We start from the raw sequence: 23,989 nt of genomic DNA on the forward strand, positions 1-23,989 counted from the left end.
AGGAGATTCTTCGGCCTCACACAGCCGGCGCACAAGAGCTGTTCAGGCCGCCGGGACTACGATTTGATCACGGTCGGCTCAGCGTCTGCGCGACGCTGCTGCTCACTGCCACCCTCGTCGCATCGGGGTCCAAGGCGGAAATCACGGACACATTGCCAGTATCGGACGCCGGCGTCGAGCCGCCGGACACGACGATCACAAACCGCTGGTTCGGATGCTCACGCGCCACGGCGGCGACCGCCTGCACCGGCAGCCTTCCGGCGGCGACGATGACCGCGCAGTTGCCCAGAATCAGCGTATTGACGTACGAACGCGCATTAGCCACGTCCTGATCGCCACCGATCGACAGGTACCGCGCCTGACCGAGAGTCTTCAGCGACGCGTCCTGCATCCCCGCCCACACCGGGTTCACTTCCGCCGACTGCACTCCGGCGGAATCGGTCAGCAGGCAAGCGGTCACGTCGCGATACTCCCGCGCCCGCGGCTCCTCGCCCCCATCCGGCCACAGCAGGAAGACGCTGACCACGATCAGGACCACACCCGCACCGGCCAGCCAAAACCAACGACGCACACCCTCAAACACACGCGGAAGGGTAGACGAACCCGACCCGGCGCCCCACCGGGGGGCGCAACGCGATGGAGCGTGACGGTGGGGGCGCGGTGCACGCTCCTCCGTTGCACACCGACGTCACCGCAAGCTCGCTGCCCGGTGCCGCGCGGCGATGGGAACGTCCGCATCGGCTGACGGCCGGTTCGTGGAGCGCTGCCGCCACCGAGCGGAACGGAACTCATACGCGACGGCGGGGCGTGGTTGCCGAACCGGAGGACGAACTCGCCGACTTGATCGCGCGCGACGCCGGTCGTACTCCCCAGGCGCAACTGCCGATCTGCGCTGGTCACTGCACGCCACGGGACCTGGGGCATCGACGCGCGTCCGCTGGAACTACTCGCCTGAGTGCGTCGCTCAGTGCGCATGCCGGCCGCCACGTTGGAGCTTCTACGATGCCATGATGAGCGCCGAGAACACCGTGCGGTACTGGGATCCCATGCCCCATCTCGACGCGGCCATCAGCTCGCTGCTCCCGCACGGTCTGCGGCCTTCACGCGATGATTTCTTGAAGGGCGTTTGGGGCGAACGCAACTGGCGCAACGTGCCTGGCCCGTTCTACGGCGCGATGACAGACAACTGCTGGGTCGGGCGGCTTCACGCGCCCCAGCACGTTCTGTACGGCGACGACATCGAATACGAGCAGGAGTTCTTGTATCGCCAGCCGCAGACCGTCGAAGAGCTCCGGGATGTGGTCGTCGCCATGCAGCAGGACCCCTGGGCCGGTTGGGCGTGCGACGGCGATGCCCAGTGGAGCCCGAGCCTGGTGCGGGGGTGGTGGCGCGAGCGCGAGCGCCTTCGCGAGTGGATCACGGTGAAGCATGGGCAGTGGAGTGCCTCGACGCGCGCCGATGAGCGGGAGGCCGCAGGCGGGCTCAGAGACTATCTTGCCTACGTCGAGGGCGGCCTCGCCGATTACCTGCGGGCGTACATGTACTTCCTCGACAGCGGCGCAAGCCCGGCCCCCGGTGAACGCGTTCCAGAACTGTGAGCACCAGCTGGGCGTCGTCGCCGTCCACTCCTGAGCGAACTGGTCGCGCCGGCTCTGGACCGATTTACGCCTGACGGGCTCGTGTAGATCCACGAGCCGAGGATGCTCTCTCGATGCCCAAGCAGCATCTCGCCGACCTCGTCGGGATAGGAGTGCCGCCACATGCGGCGGGACCGCGCGCGAGGCTGCCGGGCCGGTCATCCTGTCCGGGCCTCATGGCCTCTACGGGCGGCTCGTGGCTGATCGCTGGCCGGCGAAACCGGTGGCGGCCAGGGCAGCCACTTCGCGTCGCAGCAGCGTTTCGTCGAGCAAGTCGAAGTGGTCGACGGCTTCGACGGTGAACAGGTCTCGGTTGAGTTTGCGCTGCCGCGCGAGGGAGACGATGTCGTTGAAGTGGTCTTCGTAGTGGACCGAGAAGACGACTTTGATCTTGGGGCACACGGATCTGAGCCGGCCGATGCGTTCGAGGAACCGGTCGTAGTGCCCGTCGGGTTCCCAGTAGGCGTACATGTCGGCGGCGAACTGGCGGACCTGGTCGAGGTTCTTCACGGTGATCTTGTGCAGATATTCGGTGATGTTCTGGAACTCGACCAGGGTGTGGGGCAGGTTGGCGATGCGCTTGAGTTCAGCCAGGGGGTCGGCGGTGCTCAGTTGGGACACCCCGGAGGACACGATCATGGTCGAGTGGTTGATGTTGGGGTCGAGCAGGAGCATGCCGGCCACCGCGGGCTGGCGGTCCGGTTCTTCCCGCCATAGTTCGGTGAGTCTCAGCAGCAGGTCGGCGCCGAGGGAGAAGCCGACGAGGATGAGTTTCTTGGCGCGGTTGGCGTGCTGCAGGTGGCGGATGACGCCGGAGATGAGCTCGGCGTGGCTGGTGAGGCTTATCGGCTTGTACCGGGGGTCTTTCGCTTCGAAGACGTTGAAGCCGTATTGGGTGATGGCGACGGTGTGTTCGGTGGCGGTGTGCATGTAGCGGCGGTAGTCGCTGGCGTCGAGGCCGAGTCCGTGGAGGCAGATGACGAGGATCGGCGAGTCGGTGACCCGTTCCAGGTAGTGGATTTTGCGGCCGATGACGCTGGTGTCGTCGGGCAGGTCGTCGTCGAAGATGTGCGGGTAGATCGACAGGTTGCGTTCGACGATGCGGCGGGCATCCCAGCGGCGTTGCAGTATGCGGCCGCGGGCGCGCCAGACGCCGAAGCAGCATCCGATGAGGATCAGCGAGTACAGCACCCAGGGCAGCGCGACGCGGGCCCAGGTCCATTCGACCCACTGGCGCACGGTGTCGATGTAGAGGTTGATGAAGAAGCTGGCGGTGGTGCCGGCGGCGCTGATCGCGAGCCAGATGTAGCGGGTGCTGCCCGGTGGCCGGCGGTCTGGAATGCCGGGCAGTTGGGGGTTCATGCGCTTCTCCTCGAGATGGTGGGTTCGAGGATGTGGGCCAGGCCCGGTTCGGCGGTGGCGTGGCCGATGAAGTGGGCGTCGCTGACGGCGGCCACCGGGATGGGCTTGTGCGAGCCGGCGAGGTAGGCGTCGATGTGGCAGCCGGGTTGGAGCAGTCCGTGGGCGGGCTCCATGGTGAGCAGGATGCCGGGGGTGGTGAGGCTTTCGACGACGGCGGCGATGACGCGGCGGCGGGTGATGTCGTCGTACTGGTACAGGACCATGCTGACGGTGACGGCGTTGATCTGCCGGTCGCGGATGTGGCGGGCCAGGCGCGGCAGGTCGAGGATGTTGAGCGCGTTGATGTCGACGTGCACGTCGGCGGTTTGGTCGAGTGACCAGAGCAGTTCGCTGAACCGGTCCTGGTAGTAGGTGGACGGGCCGTAGCAGCTGCGGATCCAGTCGAGGGTGGGCAGTGGGTGGGCGTCGACGCCGTAGCGGGCGCTGAGGGGGATGTCCACGTAGGCGGGTTGGCCGGGGCGCCAGGTGAGGTCGGGGGCGAACTGTTCGAAGACGGTGCGGCTGTTGAGCTGCCGCGGCATGAGGCCGATGCTGGTGCCCAGGTCGAGGTAGCGAACATCGGTCAGGTTGTGGCGGGCGGCGAAGTGGCCGAGCAGCAGTTGCGGGACGAGGAAGCGGCGGGCGCCGGTGAACGAGTTGGAGTGGTCGCTGGCGGCGTCGGCCAGGCTGTCCTCGTGTTCGGTGAGGAGATTCGCGAGCAGGTCCGACCGTTGCGGCATGGTCAGGTCCGGCCTGAAGACGCTGATGTGGTCGCCGTGGCGTAGGGCGAGGTCGCGTACCGCGATGCTGAGCAGGGTGATCAGGTGGACGTCGCTGATGTGCGGGCGGCGCTGCCAGCAGGTTTCCAGGAGCCGCCGCAGTGGCGGATGCTGCAGCCGGTGCAGGTGGTGCAGGGCTGCGTAGAGCTGGCTCCAGCCGTGGTGGCCTTGCTGGTGCCCGACGATCTGGGCGAGGGTGGCCGACATCGAGGCGTGGTGAGGGGTGAGCATGGCGAATCCCCGTCAGGTTTGGTTGGCCGGCGCCGGGTGCGCGACACGAGGCGGTTCGGCGCGGGAGCCGCAGGCACCGGCCCACGCCGGCAAGCGGCGTCGCGCACCGACGGGCCGCGACCGCGCATGGCAGGTGGCCGCCCGGCGTCGGCTCCGAACCCGGGCGGGGGCAGGGTCGACACTGGTCTGCCCGTTCGGCGGAAGGCATGTGGCGGAGGCGGTGTCGGGCCGGCGGATGCGGATCAGGTTCGTGATCGTGATCTGCCCGCAGTCGGCGTGGGGCGGGCCGGCGCGCGGACCGTCGGTGGTGGCGTTCCTGCGGGGATGACCGCCTGCCACGTGTCGGCTGGCGGAGTCGGAGGATCGTCGGCGCTTCGGCGCGCTGTGGGCAGGTGCGGTGCGGGTCATGGGGTGATCCGATCGTCGGCGGGGCTGCGGCCGCGGAACGTGTATCGGTGGGCGAAGCTCCTGACGATGTCGGCGACGGGTGCGGGTAGCCGCAGGCCGGGCAGCGCTGTCAGCGTGAGGTCCATGAGCGCCGTCGCGGTGGCCGCGAGCGTGGGATCGGCCAGGCCTACCCGGGCGGCAGCGGACCACCCGCCGCGATCGGCAGGCTCCAGCTTGGCTGCCAGGTCGTCGGCGAGTTCGGCGGTCGGGGGATGGTCGAACGCTGCGGCGACGACGGTGGCGGGAACCGTCCAGTTGTCGCCCGCTTGAGCGTCGATCATGCGCAGCTCCAGGTAGCCGCGGGCCCGCACGGGTGGGATGAGGGTGTGCAGATGCCGTTGCAGGTCTTGCAGTGTCGCGGGCCGTGGCGTGGCGTCGCGTAGCCAGGACCGCATGGTCAGGCCGGCGGGCGGCGGGCGCCATTGCCGATCGTCGTCGTCGAGGATCCCGATGATGTGCGCGTCGAGCGCGTACCGGGACCAGTCGTGCAGGCAGTCCCCCGACAACGCCGGCGGGTCGGTGCGGCTGGGGTCGGTTTGCATGCGCAGCAGCTGGCGCACGGACCGGCCGGTCGCCCAGGGGGCGCGGGCCGAATTGGCGAACATGGCGACCAGGGTCGGGCCGAGGAGGTTGGCTTTGTGCCATCGACGCTGGCGATCGCTCCATCCGCCTGAGGTGTCCCCCGCGTCGATGTTGATCTGGACGGACGCCGAGTTGCACATCATGATCCGGCCGAAGCTGCCGAACGTGTCGTAGCGGCGTTCCAGTGCGGCGTATCGGGCGGTCTCGGCGACCCTGCGCGGTGGGCGGATGTCGATGGCTTCGTCGGCCAGGCGTACGTCGTGTTGCGCCAACGCGGCGCGCACTCGGGTGGCGCCGGTCCATGCGATGTCGATGCAGTCGGCTAGCGAGGGCGCCGGTGGTGTGCTCAGCTCTAGTTGGCCGCCGGGTTCGAAGGTGAGGACGTTGCCGGCGAGGTTGTGCGGGGAGCCGAGCATGGCGGTGATCTCGGCTGGGGTGAGCCGATGGTGGGGGCGGTGGTCGTCGATGACGATCCATTCGAGTTCGAGGCCGGTGCGCCCTACATGCGACGTACCGAACGCTTCGCTCATGATCCACTGCTCTGCGTAACGCTCGGGGAGTGCAGTTAACACCAGCATCCTCCTCGCGCCAGACCCCACAGCAGAGCGCTACATTGACATACATGGGTTTGAATAATGTGCCAGACTGGGCCTGTCGATGTCTATAGTCCGACGTTACGACGACACTCCGTCACCCGCCTTGGTGTTTGCACAGCTCAGCGCGACTGGCAAACTACACATGACATCACTCTCGTCGTCTCAGTGCATGTCACGCACAATGTCGGGCATCAGTAATCGACAGAGGTCGCCGCTATGGCAACAGCAGCAGAGCCGGTAGAACTCACTCGCCAAGTGGGATCCAATAAGGTGCCGCTTCGGACGCTGGAACGAACCGACGTCGACTCCGACACGCTGATCGTCTTTCTACACGGCCTCGGTCTCGACGCCGAGGACTACCTGCCATACCTGCGCGAAAGCCATCAGCGATGTGTCGCCGTCACGCTCTACGGGTTCGACCGCGGCTCGACACAGGACCTGGAACCGGCCACCTTCGAGCAGCATGCCGAGTATCTGTCGGCCCTGCTGGCGGAGCTGCAACGCGAGCACCCTGCCGCGCGGCTGGTCCTCGTCGGCTTCTCGCTCGGCGCGGACATGATCATCCGGCTGGCCGACTACTGGTCCCATCACGCTGGCGAACCGGCACGCATCGCCTCAGCGGTCCTGCTCGACCCCAACATCAACCACTCGACGATGACCATCTCCCGAGTCCTGGCGAACGCGAACCCCGACGATCCCCTGGCCGACCTCAAGCGCATCGCCACGCTGCCCGCCAGCATGGCATCGTTCCAGGCGATCATCACCTACCTCGGCAAGATCCTTGGCAAGGACATGCGCCACCTGCATCGGCTGTCCACCGACGCCGTCAATTACTGGCAACCGGACGGATACGAGCTATTCGGCAAGCGACTGGCAACGGTCAAACACTTCGCCGACCACATCCGCGTTCTGCTGTCCGACGACTATCAGCCGCACCTGAACGCGCTGCAGGACTTTCAGGACGAGCGGCTCAGCTTCGCGATCATCCCCGGAAGCGACCACTTCGACTTGATCGACATCGAGAACCTGACCCAGGCGCTCGATCACCCGATGCCGGCACCCGGGCCAGACACGCGAGCCTGCGACCCGCGTTTGACCGCCTCCGTTACTGAGCGAACTCACGAGCTTCCGCAGCTCACCCGCGCTGTAATGCGCTACTGACGACGATTCACCGCGTCAACACCACCGTCGTCGAGGGCAGCGGAAAGTCAGGCTGAGAAGAACCTTAGAAACGGGCCAGTACCGCGAGGTCCGCGACGCCGCCGGACAGCCGCTCCCCCGTCTTCGGTGTCGGAACGATGCTCCACCACCTGCCGGATGGCATCCCTGAAAGCTGGTTAAGGCGCACCGGCCGCAGGCGGAGCACACGCGGCCCGCGCAGGCAATTGGCCCCAGTACGGCAGTCCAGCTTTGTCTCTGAGCAGGTCAGATGGAGGACGGCCAGACCTACTGGTTAGATCATGCGGTGGCGACAGTGGAAGAGTTTCTCGCGGAGGCGGCGGACCCGCACGCGGCGGCGTGGGGCGCGTGTGCCATTGCTGGAGGGCAACCCGCGGAACGAAGAATCCAACGCGGATGATCATGGCCCGCTGGGCGCTTCAGCCGGCGAGCCATGAGGCGCTTCCTCCGGGCGGCATCTCATCAGCACCGGAAAGGAACCGGGTCGCGAAGGCAAGGCGGGCCCGTTGTCAGGTGTCGTAGCCGCCGTCCCACGGATCGCTGAACCTGATCCCCAGGTGCTTGATATCGGCGCAGTCGTATTCGGGGTACGCGATGAGGCCTACGCTGAACCCGCTACGGCTGCCCAGGAACGGTTGAACAGCGATTGGTCCGTTCTCCCGTCCACCGAGCTGTTCGAGCAGCGTCGCAAGTTCGCTACGCGCTGTGTCGTAACTGGATGCGCGCTTGTGTCCGAGTTCACCGGCGGGCACGGGAATCACTGTGGTCGACAGGTGCGCACCGTCAAAGGTGAAGGTGTGGAGTGTGGCGATCCAGAAGCCTGGGCGCCGGTAGTCCCCATCGTGATCGTCGGGGTAGCCGTGAGCGACGTAGGCCAGATGCTGGCCGCGAGCGTGCCGGCCCAGCTCGGCGAGGTGGTCGCTGCCTTCGCCTGCGATGGGAACGGCGGCTGGGATCGGCATGGCTGCCATCATGCCATCCGTCTTTGGAGATCAGGGAGAGCTTCGTCTGTCCGCCTCAGACGCCGGAATTGGGGCCAGAAGATGTAAGCCTTGAGGTGTCCCTCGAGCCAGCTGGCGATATTCGGCGTAGCTGCCCAGCACCCGAGCGTCCTCCGGCTCGTCTTCGCGCTCGCTGTGGGACCATCTCGATTCGAGGTCGCGGATCCAGACGGCCAGCAGCCGCTGACGATCCGCGCACCACGGGGTACGAGGGTTGCCGTCCAACGATCGTCGCCGTCGGATGCGGACGCGGACGCGGACGCGGCAGAATCTTGGGCGCGTTCTGGTGACCCTGCGGTTCTGCGCGGCGGCCCCGAGCGGGAGCTCCAACGACCAGCGGGAAAACGCCGTCGGGGCTGCGGTAGCAGTCGGACATGAGGTAGATGCTCAGGCTTGCCATATTGGCGACGGGTGGTCCGTTGGCGAGGGTGGCTTCGAAGCCTCGGGTGTGGAAGTGGATGCGGATGATGTTGTGGTCGCCCCAGGTGGTGCTGTCCACGATGTATCCGGCGTGTGTGATGCCGTCGCGGAAGGCGGTCGCTGCCGTCGGGATCTGGTTGAGCGGCAGTGGGATGCCGTCGAAGCCGGCGATCCGGTAGATGCTGGTGTGGTAGCGGCACGGGGCGGTGGTGAAATGTGCCCTGCCCGTTGTGGGTTGGGGATAGTCGGCGGCTGTGATCAGGACGGTCATGATCTGGGCGAGCTGACGAGCGGTGTCGGCTTGGACGGATTCAGCGGCGCGGGTTGCCACGGTCGGACTCGCGACGGTGATGGGGGTGATTCGGGACGTCCAGGGGTGGGTGATGGCGATCGTCGCGGTGCAGGTGGCGAGCACGCTCATAGCCGTCGCGATCCCCGCCAGTACCCAGATCAGGACGCGGTAGCCGGACACGGTGGGCGCGGTGGGAGGCGTGGGGTTGCCGAGGTTGTGTGGCTGCTCGGCAGGGTCGGGTGGTGGCGTATTGGCGGTGGGCATCGGCACTCCGGGCTTGGTTAACGGCTGGGTATGAGGAAGTACCGCCGCCGAGCGGCGGGGCGCCGGGGCGTCGTGGCGTCGTGGCGTCGTGGCGCTCGAGGTTGTGGTGGGCGCGGCTCAGCTCGCTGGGGTGTTGGGGTCGTGTGCCGGCGGCGCGAGTGACGCGCGTGCTGGCGTCGCCGCGCTTTCGCGGCGGGTGCAGTGAATGCGCAGATGGGTGGGGCGACGGACTCGGATCAGGGCCGGGTCGACTCGTGCGGTACGCCTTCGGACGGAACCGCTCGGCGTTGTTGGGCGCGTTGATCGGCGGTCACGCCGGGCTGCTGCGGCTGAATGCGCGGTCGCGGGGTGGCGGCAACGAGTTGCCGGAATCGTGCGCGGGCGTCTACTGGCGCGTCGGCGAGCAGCCGGTCGAGCAGAAGCTGGTGCTCGAGGCGTGGCATGGTGGCGTGGGGTTTCTCCCAGCCGTAGACGGTCTCCAGATCGGCGTCCAACAGGTTCGCCCAGTCGGGGAAGCCGTGTCGCAGTGCGACGCGCAGTGCGCGGATCTCGCGGCCGGTCCAGTAGGCGACCGCGACCAGGCACAGGCAGTCGGCTGGGTTGCGGCACTCCTTGTCCAGTTCCTTGGACATGAGGTCAGCCTGCTTGCGGAGTCGTTCGGTGGTGGCCTGGGCGTTGGCTGCTTGTTTGAGTTGCGCGACAGCAACCCAGGCTTTGGCGAGGGTGCCACCGGTGACCAGGAGGAGGTCGGCGGTGCGCCAGAAGCCGGCGTCGTGGGGGTTGTGGCCGTTCTCGGCGGCGCCGATCGCGGAGATACTGCGCCGCATCACGGCGGCGAGGTGTTTCTGCGTCCATCCGGCGTGCTTCCGATGAGCGGCCAGCTGCCGGCCAAGCTGCATGCAGGCCTGGACATATGCCGACCACATACTGCGCGCCGTCGCGACCATTGTGCCAGCGGAAGGCTCCTCGTGGTTCACAGCACGCTCCGCACGGTTGGGGTGGCTGGGAGTCGGTGATTCCGCCTGTTCAGCGGTAGGGCGGTCATGACGTCGGCTCCTGTGTCGTTGGATGGGTCTTGGCGGGATCGGTGCAGTCAGCGATTGCCACGATGAGTGGTGCGCGTCGGCCGCACTGTGCAGGCCGGTCCTGGCGTTGCACATCGGAGGCAAAAGACGGGGTAATGCATCGCGCTCAACCGGGGTGAGCAGCCGGACGTAGAGAACGGCTCGGAAGGAGACCCGGAAACGTGCGCTGCGGCGGAACCGGGTTAGGGCGCTGCCGCGTTGAGTGCGTACTGGATGACGTTGGCCGAGGTCGCGGCGACTCTGGCGAGGTCCTGCTGCTGTGCCGGGCGTAACTGGCCTTTACCGAGTCCTGCCCGTTGGACGATGCCTTCTAGGGCGGCATGTTGGTCGGTGGTGATGCCGTCGATGGGTTCGCGGAACAGAAGCACGTCGCGGGCTGCGTAGCCGTCTGCCGTGGCGATCGCTTCGACGGCTAATCGGTGCACGATTTCGCCGGCCCCACCTGCGTCGATGGGACTGGTGAGGATGGCGACGGTGAGGCCGAGCTTGGCGCGATAGGAGGCGTAGTTGGCGCCGGGGCTGGGCTGGTCGAGGCCTCGCCGGGCGATAGCCAGATGGTGGGCGGTGAGACTGCTCGCGGGGTCGCTGGTCATCGCGTGCAGACAGGAGGCGACCTGCACTTCCCAGGGCTGGGTCGGGGTGGCCTCGGCGAGCAGCGTCCGCGCGTCGTGCAGTTTGCTGTCGAGGCAGGCGGCGACGATGGCGGCTTGGCGTCCGTCCATGAGGTGTGCGCCGACTCCGTTGAGGGTGTGGGCGTGGTGAGCGGCGTCGTTCCATCGACCGGCCAGAACGAGGGCGCGGATGCCTTCGCCGAGCAGTTGGAGCCAGGTCCATGTGCGCAGCGTCCGGCGGTCGGCGTGGTCCCCGACGAGGTTGGCCATCGGGAGCACGGTTCCGTCGATGGTGAGGTCGGTGTGCTGGGCGATGGCTTGGTGCATGTCGTGGAGCAGGTGTAGGGCCGGTTCGCCTTGGTGAGCGCGGAGTCGGAGCCGAGCAAGGTTGAGGACGGGTTCGAGCATGTATTGTGCTTCGGCGGTGGTGAGCGGCCTGTTGGTGGTGCGGTAGGCGTTGATGTGCTGCCAGCACAGTGTGTGGGCGAGGTCGGTTTCGCCGCCGTCGCTGGCGATGAGGGCGGCCTTGTTGAGGGCGTGCGCCGCGTCCGGCAACCCGGCGGCTCCTTGGGCGACGGCGTCGTCGGCAGCCCTGGTGACTTCGGCGATGCGATCCCGTAGCGGTGGGCAGTCGGGGCGTGGGCGGCCGAGCAGCGGGAACCGTTTGGCGGCTGCGTTAAGGGCGGTGTGGTGGTCCACGAGGTTAGCTCCGGGGCAGGATGGTGGTGGTCGCGGCGTGGGCGAGGACGGTTTGGGCGTGGGCGGACAGGCCGATCCGGTTCCAGTGGAAGATCACCAGTTGGGCGATGGTGGCGCGGAGGCCGCGTTCCAGGCGCAGTCCCGCTGCCGCGGTCGCGAGGCGACGGCCGGCGACGGCGTACGCGTCATGCCAGCTTTCGGCGTTGGCATGTGGCCCGGGGGCGGTGAACAGCCCGGTTCGGGCTTGGTCGGGTAGCGCGAGCAGTGGCCGTAGCTGGACGGCGAGTCGGCCGATGATGGGGTGGTCGGCGGCGCCTGGGGCGGGTCGCATTTGGGCGACCTTGGCGAAGACGTCGCCGATCTCGTACCAGTCAAGCCCCGCATGGTGTTGAAGGGTTCGGATCAGCAGCAGCGAGAGTTGGTGGCGGCCGTTGGGCGCCGGGTCGACGCGGCTGTGCGCGAGTAGGCCGCGGCTGTCGGCGCAGAACAGGTCGTGGGCGATGGCCATCCCGGTCGGGCCGCCGAATGCTGCCTGCTCGGGCTCGTAGACGCCTGGTCGCCATCCGGCGATGTGGCGCATCGCGACGAGCAGGTCGAGGGTGGCCTCGACGGTGCGGTGGTTGCTGATGTGGACGCGTAGCCGCCAGTGCGGGTGTTTGCGCAGGAACCACCAGCGTGCGCGGCCGCCGTCAAGGTGCTCCAGGCGGGGCGCGAGCTCCCTGGCGAGCACCTCCTCGGCGGTTTCCCAATCTGATGGTTCGACATAGGCGTGGAACCACTGGTCGTCATGAACCTTCAGCAGCGCCGCTGTTCCGGCGATCCGGTAGGTCTGCACGGCGACGTCGAGGTCAACGGCGTCGATACCCGCGTCGGCGGCGACTGTGGCGGTGGGGGCTCCGGCGAGGACGGCTTCGACGAGTGCGGCGGCATTGTCCGCGGTTAGGCCTAGTGGATGAGCAAGCATGTGTCCCACCTGGATTGGGGCGGTGCGCCGGTGCGCACGCTGTGGTGGACAAGGTCGAAGCCGCTCTTTCCGATCAGGAGGCCGGCCGCGTCAGGTGGCCTTATGTGGGTGAGCTGGTCGGCCAGGCTTGTGAGCCGGCTGCCGATGGTGGGTGTGAGCGCGTCTTGGGCGGCCCGGTAGGCGGTTTGGTAGAGCCCAGCCAGGCCGTGGCAGATCCCGAGGTCGGTTGCTGGATGGGGGCGGAGGCCGGTCAGGCAGCCGGCCAGTGCCGCTTCGGCCTCGCGTTGCCGGTCTGCTTGGCCGGTGGTGATGGCTGCGAGTTGCAGGGCTCGGGCGATGCCGGGGGTGCCGTAGCACCATGACCGGCGGCCGGGTGGGCTGTTGTCGATGCGTCCGCTGCGCAGTTGGGCGCGGGTGACCCATTGCGGCCACCACGGGCCGTGCGGGCTGTACTGCCGCCACCGGTCGAACCAGCCGGTCAGGGTGGTGATCGCCTCGTGGCATCCGTCGACGGGTCGGCCGTGCCGGATCGATAGTGCGAGCAGGGCGAGGAGTCCGGCGGCGCCGTGGGCCATGCCGAGGTTGGCGTGGCCGCCGGGTGTGGGCAAGGTCGGGTCGGGATCGTGGGCGACCCACCAGCCGGGCACGGTCTGGTGGTCGTCGACGCGCGGCTGCGTGAGGAGCACGAGGTGGGTGAGCAGGTCGCCGAGCTCGTCACAGCCGGGTGCGCATTGCAGGAGCAGTGCGCCGAGCCCAGCGAGGCCGTAGAACAGGTCGTACTCGTCGAAGGCTGCGGGCCGGCGGTCATGCAGCCGTTGGCTCGCATCAGCAAGCCGGTCACGGATGATGCGGCGCACGTGCCCGGTCAGCGCCGTGCGGACGGTGGCGTAGCGGCCGTGGTCGTCTGCCGACGCCTGGTGGAGCACGAACAGGACGGCAGGCGCACCGTAGAAGAGGCTGGCGTGCGTTCCCGCATCAATGGGTCCGTCGGTCACAAACCTGATCTGTTTCCGTACGGCGGCCCAGTCGCCAGTGCCGTCGTGCGCCTGCTCGATCGCCAGCAGCGCGAGGCCGATCGGTCCGCTCGTCATTGACTGACGTCGCGCGTCGCTGCTGCCGATGACAGTTGGCGTCGCGGTGTCGGGGGTGTTCATGGTTTCTCGATGCGGGCCAGGCACAGCAGGGCGGCTGTGCGGGCGGCGTGGTTGGTGGCGCGTTCGAAGCTGGGCTCGAGCCCCACGGCGCGCATGTGGTGTTCGTGCAGCAGTGTGCGCAGCACGCTGAGTGGTTCTCGTTGCGGGCGCAGGCTCAATTGGTACGCCCGCAGCATGATGTCACGGGCCTGCCAGGCGTCGGCCACCGTGGCGCCGCCAGGCAGCGCTCGGAGGTTGTGGTGATCGTCGGCAGGGTCGGCGAGCGTGCGGGCGAGGTCGGTGAGGATCCGGGCGGCGGGTCCGCTGTCTGGGTGAAGCAATGTCAGCAGTGCCCGGTAGCCGATCGCGGCGTTGTCGGCGAGTGCGGCGGCGATCCGGGTCATCGACGCCGCCGCGAGCGCCTGCGCCCACACCTGCGCACCTGTCGCCGTGTCGACGTGGGCGGCGGCGCGCAGTTGGCAGATCGCAGCCTCGGTGTCAGCGAACGACACGAGTTGTATGGCTTGCTGGGCAGGGCCGTGCCCGTAGCGGCCGGGATGTTCGTGATAGGCAGCGAGCCGGAGATTGCCGGACAAGCCGCGCCCGGTCAGGCCGGCGGCGAACTGGCCGACCTTCGCCGCTATGGCGCCGTAGGCCGCGGGTGAGGTAAGCCGGAGGAACACCGACAGGTGCTGGTCGGCCTCGACGCGGATGGCGTCGCGGTGGCGACGCACCCACCAGCAGGAGACACCGCCGTCCGGGATCAGCGCCTCTATGAGACGTGGCAGGTGTTCGGTGAGTATGTGGTCGAAGTGGGCCGGGTTGCCGACCAGTTGCATGTGCAGCACGTCGGACGCGCCGGGGTACAGCGTGCGTCCGGCCGGTGCGGTAGTCGGCAGCGGCCGCGATGGTGGCGCCGCCGGCACCAGCGTGAGCTGGAACTCTGTAGGACGGTCGATCCAGCCAAACCCGCTCTCTGGGGCGTCCTCGCGCAGCTCCAGCCGGCCAGCGCGGGCCAGACGAGTACGCAGCAGCTGCCGGTCGAACGGCTGCTCGAGGTCGAGCGGCTGCCGCAGTTCGCCGTCGCAGACCACGACCCGCGCGGGAACATGCCATCGGGTCCGCCACGTGTCCAGCGCCTTCGACCATCCGGCGACATCCGCCGTGGCGGTCAGGTCGGCGGCGGTCAGCAGCCACCGTGCAGGGGTCAGGATCGTCCGCCGGTGGCGAATGCGTGGGATGTAGGGCAGGTTCCGGGCACCCGGACCGTGGTCGAACGGGCCGAACACGGCGCTGCGGGCGTCGGCGACCTCGGCCAGGAAACGCGCGAGCGGCGGGGTCTGGGCGACGATGTCCAGGGCGTGTGGGATGTGCGGGATCGCCCTGCGGCCGGTCGGCAGGTGCACCAGGTACATCTGCTCGGCGTCGGCGGTGACAGCCAGATCGTCCACCGTGATCGTCGGCATGTCCGGGTACTCGGACAGGGCCACCACGTCTGGTAACAGCCTGCCGACGCGGACGACGTTGTCGTTGTGCACGCGGCGTGGCGGAAACGACAGCTGCACGACCAGCGGATCGTCGCCCTCTTGGCCGTCTGCGGTGTAGGAGTGGATCAGGTTTTGGCGGTCGGCCGCGCCGAGTAGGTGTGCGAACCGGCCGGCCATGCTGGTCGGCACCCGGGGGACTCCGGTTATCTGCAGCGTGTAGTGGCCGCGTTCCAGCTCAGCCAGGCTTGCGGCCTGGATGACGAAGCCCATCTCGACTCGGGGCGGTGATACGGCGGTGGTGTGGTCGCCGACCGTGAGGCGTTCGATGTCGGCGTCGGTCAGGACGATTTCGTCTGTGCCGTCGATCATCGCCTGCTGGATCAGCGCCAGCAGGTACACGTCGCGTTCGGTGATCGCCCGCCAGGCGGGCCGGGCGCGGGGCGCGCCGAGGTAGCCGGTCGGGTAGCCGAGGCCGGAGTCGGCGACCAGGTCCCGGACCGGTACGAGGGCGCCCGGTCCGTAGCGGCGGCGGAACCGGGCATGGTAGTCCAGCCAGGCGGCCGATCCGAACGGTTGCGTCGACAGGCGCAGCAGCACGTGCGCCGCATCGGTGGCGTCGTCGATGACACGTTGCGGGATGGTGATGTCGGCGTCGAGGCGCAGGTCGACGGCGAGCTGATGCTGGGTGGATGGCTCGATACCGGCCATCGCCTCCGCGAGCCGCACGCGCAGTTGCCCGGCTTCATGTGGATCGGTGGCGTGGTTGTGCCGGGTGAGCTCGTCGTGCAGATGCTGGAGCTGGCCGGCGAGAGCGACGGCTGCGGTGTCGCCGGCAGTCGGTGCGGCGGCAAGGACGTCGAGCAGATGAGCCAGCGGATCGACTGCCGTGGTGGGCGGTCGCAGGTTGGTGATCAGGAAACCGCCGTCGACGAGCCCATGCAGCAGCGCCTGCACGCGGGTGACGGCGATGCTCGGGTAGGCGGCGGCAATGTCGGTGGTCAGCTGGTCGAATCTCGTCGGTGTTCGCGCGAGGGACAACGCGAGTCGCACGGCGGGCGTGCGGGCAATCGAGGCGTGCCGCAGACGTCCCGGTGTTGATGCTCCGGGCGTCGGGCGGGCGGCGATGACATACCGCCCGTCGCGGACGAACCCGCCGCTGTCGGCGATGACGTGCAGGCCGCACCGCAGATCGTGATCCTGTTCCAGACGCTGGATGATGGCAGCGATCCACTCCGCGTCGACGCGGGCGAGCGCGCTGTGGCGGTCGCCGATCGTGGCCGTGGCGGGGCCGATCCGGGCGGTGGTGACGGCGGCGAACAGGCCGAACGGTGTGCTGCGCTTCTGCCAGCGCAGCAGATAGGAGCCGACAGTGGCGACTGCGCGCCGGACGTCGGCGGGATCGGGCCGGGTGTGCGCGAGCAGCTGCCCGATACGGCGGGCCAGGTTGGGCCTGGCCAGGGTGATCGACTCGCGGATCTGCGGCCGTGCCCACTGCGTGTGCAGCCATGGCAGGCCGTCGTCGACCGGAATGTCGGCGAGGTCGAGGTCGAGGTCGCCGGGTGCGGTGCTGGCGCGGACGAGGACCGGGCCGCGCGGCCGTAGGCGGCTGGGGGTGGCGGGCACGGGGATTGCCTCCAGATCGGGGTGGGCTGGAGCCCGCCAGCGGCGCGGGCTCCAGCGTCAGAGCGCCGGTCGGCGGCCGGTCAGGCCGGGTCGTACGACGATGTGGAGCAGGCGCTGGTGCTGCATGTGGAGCCGCAGCCGTCGCTGGTGCTGCACATCATCTCCACCATCGGCGTGGCTGCCTCGATCACGCGCATGTCGAGGACGAAGTCGTCCTCGACAGCGGCGCTGTGGATGTTCTCGAGCAGCTCCATCACCGGAACCATCGACATCACTCTCCTTAGTGAGAAGGGGGTTTCCTGTCACCTGATCCGTAGGCGATGCGAAGGTCAGCCGCCGGCGGGCCAGGAGATCGTGACGACGCCGTTCGCCTTGCGCATGACGGTCGCGTCGTCGGGAATACCGGTGCGATCGCTGCCGTGCGGCCAGTAGCTGAACACCGGTTCGCTGGTCCGGCCGTGCCGGTTCCACGCCTGGATCTGCTGCACCATCGCTTCGGCCGCGGTGTGCCGGTCACGGCCGTAGGCGTGCGCTCCGAACTCGACACCGGTGCCGTCGGCGACGGGTCGGACCACGAGGTAGGCGAACCCTGCGCCCCGGACGACCCCGAACGGGAACCAACTCCCCCGCTGGAGCGCTGCCAGCTCGGTGCCCTCCTCGGCGGCCACGCGGCAGAACCCGTCCAGATGCCAGGCGAGCCACAGATGCAGGCTCGCGAAGGAGATGCCGTGCCCGATGGTCACGTGAGACCACGCCTCGGCCCGGCCGGTCGCCAGCACTGCTTCGAGTTCGGCGAGGTCGCCGGGTGCCGAGGAGTCCACGGACAGGCGCACGTGAAAGCCGTACGGGTCTGGCAGAAGGTACATCGTGTCCTCGTGGCGCCCGTCGCCTTGCATGGGCACGAACCCGGCGACCTCCATCGACGTGGAGGCCAGGTGATCGCCGTCGCGACGGAACCCGACGGTCCGGGTGACACCGTTCATGATCAGCGGCACGACGATCGTGCCGTCGGGCCTGAGCTGTTCAAGCCACGCGGTGGCGATGTCCCATGCCCCGACCGTGACGATGATCGCGTCGAACGGGCCTTCGTCCGCGATGGCGTGTTCGGCGTCGGCGACCAGCACCCGTACCCGGTTGCCGTAGCCGGTCGCGTCGAGCAGGGCCATGGCGCGGCCGGTAACCTCCGGGTCGATGTCCACGCTGGTCACGCTGCCCGTCGGGCCGACGATCTCGCTGATGTAGGCCGCGTTCAACCCACCGGACCCGATCTCCAGGACACTCATGCCCGGTTGCAGGCCGGCCTGTTCGAGCATGCGGGCCTGGATGTAGGCGGCCGACACCGACGAGATCGCCCGGCCGTGCTCGTCGCGCCGGGTCACCACCGACGTGTCGACTGCGTACGCGTCGGCAAGGTCGGTGCTGTCGGGCATGAACCTCTCTCGCGGCACCGCGGATACGGCTGCGGCCACTGCATCGGTCGTGATCATCGCCTGGGCACGTAGCTGCCGCACCAGCGCGGCGCGCAACTCGGCGGGACGATCGGCGTCGACCTGCGTCACGGGCACTCCTTGTCATCGCGATTCGAAACGGCACGCATGCTGCTGTCTGCCGTGGTCAAACTCCGGTGGTGGACCGCTGGACACGCCGCCTGGGGCCATGCCCGAGCGCGCCGTTGACGCCGGCGCGTTTCATGAGAGGTCTCGCAGGATCCGCAGCGCGTGCCGGGCGACTTTCGAGCTGCGGTACGGCTGCAGTCGGGCCAGGCATGCTTCGAGCAGTGCGATGTGGTCTTTGGTTCCGGCGAGGTTCCACAGCCAGGCGATCTGGTCGATGACCTGCTGGCCGTCGCGCACATGCAGTTCGCTAGGCAGGTACAGGTCGGTGCCGCGCGTCTCGGCAGGAATGAGCGGCAGGCAGCCGGCCAGCAGCGCCTGCCACCAGCGGGTCGTCATGTGACCGACACGCCAGAAACGCTCTGGCGACAGCAGCACCGTGGCCAGAGCTTGGCCGTAGGTCTGGTCGATGGTGTGATGCGGGGCGGGGCCGGTGAACGTGACGTGCGGCCAGGCCCGGGTCTCGGTCCACCGGCCGACCACCTGATGCTGTACGACGTGGGCGGCCGGGGCGAAGAACCGACCGAAATGATCGTCGCGGTCGTTCTGGTGCCCCACATACACCAACGGCTCGCGGACCCGACGGACCAGTATCTTCGGGTCGACGCTGTCGAGCCGCCGATCTGGGACTGGGCACGGCAGGCGATACGCGCCGGGGGTGGCCAGGAACGCCACCTCGCCGACCGCGACGTTCGTGACCTTGCGCAGCGGATCGTCGGCAGCCAGCCGCCGATCGAGGTCCCAGATCAGGGTGGGTGTGCCGCGATCGTGGGTGTACCGGTCGAGCAGTTCAGTCTGCCGGTGCAGGTCGCAGGTGTGGCCGAGACTGCCGCATGGGGTGGTGTTGCGGCCTTCGATGGACCAGCGCCATTCCAGGATCAGCGCGTCGAGCCGCGGTAGCCCGGTCGGGTCCCAGTGGAAGCCTGGCTGGTCGTCGCCGGCGTCGAGCCGGTCCCGGTTGCGTTGTAGCAGCACGACCTCGTGACGTTGGGCTTGGAGCTGGTCGAGGAACGAACGACGGTATGCCTGCGCGCCGTCGGGAGCGTCTGCGTCGGCTACGCCGTTGCCGAGGAAACCCCACATGCTGTATCCGATGCGCATCAGCTCGCGCCGCCTTCCGCTGCTGGGCGGGCATCCAGCACCACGGGTGTGGCTCGCGCAGCGCCAGCGAATGCCCCGTTGGGGTCAGTCGGCCCCCCGTGTTGGCCGCGTCGCAGTGAAGGGCGGTCGAGCAGCTGAAGGCGGCGGATGTGGACCGTTTCGACGGTCCGATAGGCCGATCCGGGGACTGTGTAGGTGACCATCGCGGAGCTGCCGGTGGTGGCGGCGACGGTGGCGGGCAGCCACCGGCCCCCGATGTGCGCCCAGACCGGGGCACCACTGGCATAAAGGTCGATGGTGTCGATGGTCGCGAGTGCCCGGTCGAACGGATGCTGGAGCGGCGGCATGTCAGATGGTGCCTCCGCCCGGTGTTCGCGCATGAGCTTCCTGGTGACGCTGCGCAGCGCCGACCGCAGTGCCAGTGGGTACCGTGCCGGTGCCGCCCACGGCAGCGTCATGGGTGTGACGTGGATGGTCATCGTCTCCTCCGCGGACGCTCGTCATGGTTCAGGCAGCACCGGCACGGCCTAGGCATCTCTGCTGCCAGCTAGGCCGATACGGCTGAGGTTGCGGGCTGGCCAGTGCGGGGCTCGCGCCACATCGGCCACAGGAATGGGCCGGCGTGGCCGCAGGCGAACGGCTGGCCGTGGTCGCTGAAGCCGTGCCGCAGGTACAGCCGCCTACTGCGCGGGTCGGCGGCTTCGAGATAGGCCGGCTGTCCGGAACGGTCGAGCATCACCAGCTGGTGGCGCAGCAGTGTGCTGCCCAGGCCCTGGCCCTGCTGGTCCGGGTGCACGGCCATCAGTGCCAGGTACCAGTGATGCTTGCCGAGCGGGTGGTTTTTGTGCATGCGGTCTTCGAACTCGGTGAACCGGCCGGTGTGCGGGCCGCAGGCTGCGGCCCGTCGCTGCTCATATCCGACGACGTCGGGCAGGCCGGTGTCGGGCACGGCGAGCCAGACGGCGGCGCTTCGGCGCTCGGTGTCGGTCAGCAGCCGTCCGATGCCGCGGGCCAGTTCGACGTTCTGACCCAGATGCCGGGCTAGGACTGCGGCTCGCGCACCGTGGTCGGGGATCAGGTGGCGGGACACGGCCAGGTGGCTGAACGCCTCGCCGATGATCGCGGCCAGTGTCCGGTCTTCGCCCGTTCCCGGTGGGGCGTCGATGATGGTGGTCATCGGGCACCGCCGAGGGCGGGCTGGACGGCGATGGTGGCTGGGGCGACGGTCGCGCCGTTGCCGATCAGCGCGTACGCGGGCATGCCCAGTGCCCGCATCATAAGACCCCAGATCAGTCCGCCGAGCAGCACGACGCCGTACAGGATGGGGAAGATCCACCGCAGGGGGCTGTGCGGGTCGACGCCGAGCAGCGTGTCGTAGTGGGCCAGGCAGAGTCCGCTGACCGCGAGCAGGCCGACCGTGGCCAAGGCGGGTGCCACGATGGTGGCCAGCAGGGACGCGCCGCGGTGGCGCAGGAAGAAGACCAGTACGGCCAGCGATGTGATGGTGACGAGCAGCAGGATGCCGACGCCGCCGATGGTGGCCAGGTAGAACATCATCTGCACCAGCGGGTCCCAGCCCATGATTGTGTAGAGCAGGATCACGGCCAGGCCGCACGCCGACTGGGCCAGAGACGCGGCGATCGGGGAACCCGAGCGCAGCGACGTCCGGGCCAGAACACGGGGCAGCACGCCGGAGCGGCCCAGGGCGTACCCATAGCGCGCGGTGGTGTTGTGGAAGGCGATCAGCCCGGCCAACAGGCTGGTCAAGAACAGCAGGTGCCCGATCAGCACTACGGTGTCCCCGAGCGGTGCGGCGACGGTGAACAGCAGCTCGATGGACTGCTGCTGGGCGGCGGGCACGATCTGCTCCGGGCCGACCGCGACCGACACCGACCAGGACACCACCGCGTAGACGACCGCCATCAGCGTGAGCGCGCCGAACGTCGCCAACGGCACGGTCCGCCGCGGGTTACGGGACTCCTCTGAGTACACGGGGGCCTGTTCGAAACCGACGTATCCGGTCCAGGCGATCGCGAGGACGGCCCCTGCGCCGGCGGTGGCCAGATGCGCCGGGTTCAACGCGGCGACGCTCACGTGACCGGCTGCCGGGTGGGTGAGCCCGGCGATCGCGGCAGCGGCGACGAACAGGACTTCTCCGGCCAGCAGGACGGCGAGGACTTTGCCGTTGAGGTCGACGCGCAGGCTGCCCATCACGGCGACCAGCAGCCATGCGACCAACGCGCATTTCCACCAAGCGACCGTGATGCCCGCGTGCTGTTCCAGGAGCCCGGTGGCGACCGCTCCGGCCATGCCGTAGGCGCCGACCTGCATCGTGTTGTAACTCAAGACAGCCAGGAGGCCGGCTGCGACTCCGGCGGGCTTGCCCAGACCCCAGGTCGCGTAGGTGTAGAGAGCGCCCGCGTTGACGACGCGGCGGGCCATCGCCATGTAGCCGATCGAGAACAGCCCGAGCAGGACTGCCAGCAGCAGGAATGCCAACGGTACGGCGACGACGCCGGTGACTGCCCAGCCGGTGGTGACGATGCCCGCGACGACCAGCAGCGGTGCGGCCGAGGTGAGCACGAACTGCGCGACGCCGGTCACGCCGAGACGGTCTTGAGCCAGGGCCTGGCTGACCACGCTATGGGCGGAGGTTGGTGGCATGGGTGTCCAATCGTGAGGGTTCTGTCTCGCAGATCAGTGGGTGAAGGTGCTGGTGCCGACGAGCTCGCCGACCCGTTGGGCGACCGTGTGGATCGCGGGGTGTTGGTCGGCGAGCTGCCGGTGGATCTGATCGACGTAGGCGTGCGAGTCGGGTCCGGCATCGCGCAGCAGCCTCGTGGTCAGGTCCATGGCATGGCATAGGGCCACGAGGCTCGCGTCGGGTAGCGTGGCGATGCTGAACTCTGGGATCGGACCAGCGCCGAGCTTCATCGTCAGGCGAGGACCACGCCAGTCCAGGAAGACGCTGAGCCGGTCGCTAGGTGCCGCCCACCGCACGATGTCCGAGCCAAGGAGGCGACGGATGATGTTCCTGCGCAGCAGCCGCCGCAAGACGAGCCGTTCGCCGATGTCCTCGACGGCTGTCTTGCCGATGAATAGCAGCCAGGTGCGCAGCGTGTGTTCGGGCTCCGCTGTGAGGTGTTCCAGGATGCGCAGCGTCACCGAGTCACCCGGCGTCATGTCGGTAACCTGGAGCCGGTCTCCAGCCAGCTGGATGCAGCCCTCGATGATCAGCTCGATCAGCAGCCCGCCGGCCAGGCCCACCCGCAGCGTGTGATCGGCGACCGTGTGCCGACCTGCCCGGTGATCGAGCGCGATCACGAACAGATCGTCGGCAGGCCGGAGCTCATCTACGCCGATCATGACGCCCGTCCCGGAGCAGGGGCAACATCATCCACGTTGATCACGACAGTGACCTCGACCGTCATATAACCTCCCCACGTGGACCGACCCGCCGTGCAATCACGACCTCCGCACACACAGCAGTCCCGCTGGCGTCATGCCGACTCCAAGGAATCGAGCAACATAAATGACGCATTGTTCACCTCCCGCCTCCACCAACCTTGACCGTTGGGTAGGTGGACGTTCGCAATCACGACGACGTCACGCGCTTGCGCCGCAACACCTTGGACCGTATCTATCTGGCGGACGCATGTAGACTGACGGCCAGTACGAGTTACCGCAGCTCAGCGGCAGAGAATCGGGTCACGATCATGCGATCGCCAACAGGAACCCTGCAACCCAGTAATAGTTTTCCGCACAGACGCGGGCTGACCAGCGGTTACCTCATGAAGTTGATCCGCGAGTCACTCAGAATGACGCAGTTCCAACTCTCTGAACTGCTCGACGTCGATGTTGCGACGATCCAGGGGTGGGAAACTGGCCGCCGACCTGTCACCTCGATGCGCGTCGCCGATCTCGCATACCTCCGGGCAAAGCTGATTCATCGGGGGGCGAATCCCAAGCTCTTTGAAGTGCTCCGCGATGCCGTCGATGCAGACCTCGTGCTTGATTACGCGATCAAGAGAGGGTCAGCCAAAGTCGATGGCACTGGGCACCCACTCGCCGCTGTCGTCCACAGACGCGATTTGACCAACTTAATCACTTGGCCACTGACAGGCTCGCTTCCCTCGCAGCTCGCTGGGCTGGTCGACATCGACGCCACTCGACGAGGGCCAAGCAGTCGGCATCCGGAACTGGGGGCCGACGAGCGTCAGCGCCTTTTCTCTCACCTATTGAAAATCGCTGATGAACGAAGGCGAGCGGACGACGCCTTGCTTCGACGACAAGCTATTTACCTTCTCGCATTTGACTCAGAACCCACCACCGCAGGCTGGCTTGTTGACGAACATCGCGCCGCCCTCAACCGTGCCCGGTCCAGGAACGACGTTCCTGCGTGGGTTGCCGTCCGCTCTGCCTCCGTGGCCTTAGCGAGGTACGGCTTTCAAGAGCCATTGATAGACTTCGTCGCAACCGGCTTGAGCGATGATGAACAGGCAATCGCCAACCTTAACTATTGGGCCTACTGGGTCGGCGAGGCCAGCGATACCTACACTGATGACTCGTTCATGGCAGCCAACGACCCACGCCACGCCGCCGGTACACGCCTATTTCGTCATCTCGTCGATCGACTTGACAACGCATCTGAACAGGCGGAGCTATACATTCACACGCTGTGGCAACTCTTGCTAGCTCGCCCGAACGTCGCCGCCGGAGACCCGTCGGCACGTATGGCCGCGCAGCGCAAGATTCAGATGTTGGACACCGCAGGGCTGACAGCCTCGGCGAGACAGAAGGTTTCTGACGTAACCTACGGGCTCAGGCTCTCGTGACGGCAAGGA

21 protein-coding genes are annotated in these 23,989 nt (G+C 67.8%); 3 read left to right on the plus strand and 18 right to left on the minus strand.

The features are described 5' to 3' along the window. Nucleotides 1-67 precede the first annotated feature (67 nt). Nucleotides 68-583 carry a hypothetical protein gene (locus AB0M47_RS04820; protein WP_363408439.1) on the minus strand — a complete coding sequence of 172 codons (516 nt, stop codon included), beginning with the start codon at nucleotides 581-583 and terminating at the stop codon, nucleotides 68-70. A 427-nt stretch (nucleotides 584-1,010) separates the two neighbouring features. On the opposite strand from AB0M47_RS04820, the gene AB0M47_RS04825 reads away from it, so the two are divergent. Then, the gene (locus tag AB0M47_RS04825) at nucleotides 1,011-1,598 is read left to right on the plus strand and encodes a hypothetical protein (protein WP_363408442.1); all 588 of its coding nucleotides are present in this window, start codon (nucleotides 1,011-1,013) and stop codon (nucleotides 1,596-1,598) included. A 222-nt stretch (nucleotides 1,599-1,820) separates the two neighbouring features. Here the strand turns inward: AB0M47_RS04825 and AB0M47_RS04830 are convergent, their stop codons facing one another. From AB0M47_RS04830 to AB0M47_RS04840, 3 genes are all read right to left on the minus strand, one after another. After that, nucleotides 1,821-2,999: an alpha/beta hydrolase gene (locus tag AB0M47_RS04830; RefSeq protein WP_363408444.1), complete on the minus strand. Its 1,179-nt coding sequence runs from the start codon at nucleotides 2,997-2,999 to the stop codon at nucleotides 1,821-1,823. Beyond that, entirely contained in the window at nucleotides 2,996-4,048 is a 1,053-nt protein-coding gene (locus AB0M47_RS04835; protein ID WP_363408447.1) for a hypothetical protein, read from the minus strand. The genes AB0M47_RS04830 and AB0M47_RS04835 overlap by 4 nt, the downstream gene beginning before the upstream one ends. Before the next feature lie 404 nt (nucleotides 4,049-4,452). After that, nucleotides 4,453-5,607, minus strand: a complete 1,155-nt coding sequence (locus AB0M47_RS04840; protein ID WP_363408450.1) for a glutamate-cysteine ligase family protein — start codon at nucleotides 5,605-5,607, stop codon at nucleotides 4,453-4,455. 336 nt (nucleotides 5,608-5,943) lie between these two features. Between AB0M47_RS04840 and AB0M47_RS04845 the strand changes: the two genes are divergently transcribed. After that, on the plus strand, nucleotides 5,944-6,834 hold the full coding sequence (locus AB0M47_RS04845; RefSeq protein WP_363408453.1) for an alpha/beta fold hydrolase: 891 nt from the start codon (nucleotides 5,944-5,946) through the stop codon (nucleotides 6,832-6,834). 527 nt (nucleotides 6,835-7,361) lie between these two features. Here AB0M47_RS04845 and AB0M47_RS04850 read toward each other — a convergent pair. The 14 genes from AB0M47_RS04850 to AB0M47_RS04915 all read right to left on the minus strand — a co-directional run bounded on the left by AB0M47_RS04850 (nucleotide 7,362) and on the right by AB0M47_RS04915 (nucleotide 22,511). Continuing rightward, nucleotides 7,362-7,814 (minus strand): hypothetical protein, encoded by a 453-nt coding sequence (locus AB0M47_RS04850; protein WP_363408456.1) that lies wholly within the window; start codon nucleotides 7,812-7,814, stop codon nucleotides 7,362-7,364. A gap of 55 nt (nucleotides 7,815-7,869) precedes the next feature. Then, nucleotides 7,870-8,829, minus strand: coding sequence for a hypothetical protein (locus AB0M47_RS04855; protein ID WP_363408459.1), 960 nt, complete (start codon nucleotides 8,827-8,829; stop codon nucleotides 7,870-7,872). A gap of 236 nt (nucleotides 8,830-9,065) precedes the next feature. Further along, a complete protein-coding gene (locus tag AB0M47_RS04860; protein WP_363408462.1) occupies nucleotides 9,066-9,728 on the minus strand; it encodes a helix-turn-helix domain-containing protein in 663 nt (220 codons plus the stop codon). A gap of 368 nt (nucleotides 9,729-10,096) precedes the next feature. Next, complete coding sequence (locus tag AB0M47_RS04865; RefSeq protein WP_363408465.1) at nucleotides 10,097-11,224, minus strand: hypothetical protein; 1,128 nt, start codon at nucleotides 11,222-11,224, stop codon at nucleotides 10,097-10,099. Nucleotides 11,225-11,228: 4 nt separating this feature from the next. Next, the gene (locus AB0M47_RS04870; RefSeq protein ID WP_363408468.1) at nucleotides 11,229-12,188 is read right to left on the minus strand and encodes a thiopeptide-type bacteriocin biosynthesis protein; all 960 of its coding nucleotides are present in this window, start codon (nucleotides 12,186-12,188) and stop codon (nucleotides 11,229-11,231) included. Next, nucleotides 12,170-13,279 (minus strand): lanthionine synthetase C family protein, encoded by a 1,110-nt coding sequence (locus AB0M47_RS04875; RefSeq protein WP_363408471.1) that lies wholly within the window; start codon nucleotides 13,277-13,279, stop codon nucleotides 12,170-12,172. Before AB0M47_RS04875 ends, AB0M47_RS04870 begins: the two co-directional genes overlap by 19 nt. A gap of 59 nt (nucleotides 13,280-13,338) precedes the next feature. Beyond that, nucleotides 13,339-16,431, minus strand: coding sequence for a lantibiotic dehydratase (locus tag AB0M47_RS04880; protein ID WP_363408473.1), 3,093 nt, complete (start codon nucleotides 16,429-16,431; stop codon nucleotides 13,339-13,341). A gap of 80 nt (nucleotides 16,432-16,511) precedes the next feature. Beyond that, nucleotides 16,512-16,703, minus strand: coding sequence for an FxLD family lanthipeptide (locus AB0M47_RS04885; RefSeq protein WP_363408476.1), 192 nt, complete (start codon nucleotides 16,701-16,703; stop codon nucleotides 16,512-16,514). Nucleotides 16,704-16,760: 57 nt separating this feature from the next. Further along, nucleotides 16,761-17,990, minus strand: coding sequence for a methyltransferase, FxLD system (gene fxlM, locus AB0M47_RS04890; protein WP_363408479.1), 1,230 nt, complete (start codon nucleotides 17,988-17,990; stop codon nucleotides 16,761-16,763). A gap of 129 nt (nucleotides 17,991-18,119) precedes the next feature. Further along, complete coding sequence (locus AB0M47_RS04895) at nucleotides 18,120-19,145, minus strand: hypothetical protein (RefSeq protein WP_363408482.1); 1,026 nt, start codon at nucleotides 19,143-19,145, stop codon at nucleotides 18,120-18,122. After that, complete coding sequence (locus tag AB0M47_RS04900) at nucleotides 19,145-19,624, minus strand: hypothetical protein (RefSeq protein WP_363408485.1); 480 nt, start codon at nucleotides 19,622-19,624, stop codon at nucleotides 19,145-19,147. Before AB0M47_RS04900 ends, AB0M47_RS04895 begins: the two co-directional genes overlap by 1 nt. Nucleotides 19,625-19,692: 68 nt before the next feature. Next, nucleotides 19,693-20,322: a GNAT family N-acetyltransferase gene (locus AB0M47_RS04905; protein ID WP_363408488.1), complete on the minus strand. Its 630-nt coding sequence runs from the start codon at nucleotides 20,320-20,322 to the stop codon at nucleotides 19,693-19,695. After that, nucleotides 20,319-21,749 carry an APC family permease gene (locus tag AB0M47_RS04910; RefSeq protein ID WP_363408491.1) on the minus strand — a complete coding sequence of 477 codons (1,431 nt, stop codon included), beginning with the start codon at nucleotides 21,747-21,749 and terminating at the stop codon, nucleotides 20,319-20,321. The genes AB0M47_RS04905 and AB0M47_RS04910 overlap by 4 nt, the downstream gene beginning before the upstream one ends. A gap of 93 nt (nucleotides 21,750-21,842) precedes the next feature. Next, nucleotides 21,843-22,511 carry a GPP34 family phosphoprotein gene (locus AB0M47_RS04915; protein WP_363408494.1) on the minus strand — a complete coding sequence of 223 codons (669 nt, stop codon included), beginning with the start codon at nucleotides 22,509-22,511 and terminating at the stop codon, nucleotides 21,843-21,845. A 215-nt stretch (nucleotides 22,512-22,726) separates the two neighbouring features. Here AB0M47_RS04915 and AB0M47_RS04920 point away from each other — a divergent pair, with 215 nt between their 5' ends. Next, complete coding sequence (locus AB0M47_RS04920) at nucleotides 22,727-23,980, plus strand: hypothetical protein (protein WP_363408497.1); 1,254 nt, start codon at nucleotides 22,727-22,729, stop codon at nucleotides 23,978-23,980. The last annotated feature ends 9 nt before the right edge of the window (nucleotides 23,981-23,989 follow it).

This window comes from Hamadaea sp. NPDC051192 (genome assembly GCF_040682475.1).
Classification (GTDB): domain Bacteria; phylum Actinomycetota; class Actinomycetes; order Mycobacteriales; family Micromonosporaceae; genus Hamadaea; species Hamadaea flava.

Excerpts from the sequence above, each read along its gene's own strand:
- AB0M47_RS04825 (WP_363408442.1), top strand. The coding sequence starts at position 1,011 with ATGAGCGCCGAGAACACCGTGCGGTACTGGGATCCCATGCCCCATCTC.
- AB0M47_RS04830 (WP_363408444.1), bottom strand. The coding sequence starts at position 2,999 with ATGAACCCCCAACTGCCCGGCATTCCAGACCGCCGGCCACCGGGCAGC.
- AB0M47_RS04835 (WP_363408447.1), bottom strand. The coding sequence starts at position 4,048 with ATGCTCACCCCTCACCACGCCTCGATGTCGGCCACCCTCGCCCAGATC.
- AB0M47_RS04840 (WP_363408450.1), bottom strand. The coding sequence starts at position 5,607 with ATGAGCGAAGCGTTCGGTACGTCGCATGTAGGGCGCACCGGCCTCGAA.
- AB0M47_RS04850 (WP_363408456.1), bottom strand. The coding sequence starts at position 7,814 with ATGCCGATCCCAGCCGCCGTTCCCATCGCAGGCGAAGGCAGCGACCAC.
- AB0M47_RS04855 (WP_363408459.1), bottom strand. The coding sequence starts at position 8,829 with ATGCCCACCGCCAATACGCCACCACCCGACCCTGCCGAGCAGCCACAC.
- AB0M47_RS04860 (WP_363408462.1), bottom strand. The coding sequence starts at position 9,728 with ATGCAGCTTGGCCGGCAGCTGGCCGCTCATCGGAAGCACGCCGGATGG.
- AB0M47_RS04870 (WP_363408468.1), bottom strand. The coding sequence starts at position 12,188 with ATGCTTGCTCATCCACTAGGCCTAACCGCGGACAATGCCGCCGCACTC.
- AB0M47_RS04875 (WP_363408471.1), bottom strand. The coding sequence starts at position 13,279 with ATGACGAGCGGACCGATCGGCCTCGCGCTGCTGGCGATCGAGCAGGCG.
- AB0M47_RS04885 (WP_363408476.1), bottom strand. The coding sequence starts at position 16,703 with ATGTCGATGGTTCCGGTGATGGAGCTGCTCGAGAACATCCACAGCGCC.
- AB0M47_RS04895 (WP_363408482.1), bottom strand. The coding sequence starts at position 19,145 with ATGCGCATCGGATACAGCATGTGGGGTTTCCTCGGCAACGGCGTAGCC.
- AB0M47_RS04900 (WP_363408485.1), bottom strand. The coding sequence starts at position 19,624 with ATGACCATCCACGTCACACCCATGACGCTGCCGTGGGCGGCACCGGCA.
- AB0M47_RS04905 (WP_363408488.1), bottom strand. The coding sequence starts at position 20,322 with ATGACCACCATCATCGACGCCCCACCGGGAACGGGCGAAGACCGGACA.
- AB0M47_RS04915 (WP_363408494.1), bottom strand. The coding sequence starts at position 22,511 with ATGATCGGCGTAGATGAGCTCCGGCCTGCCGACGATCTGTTCGTGATC.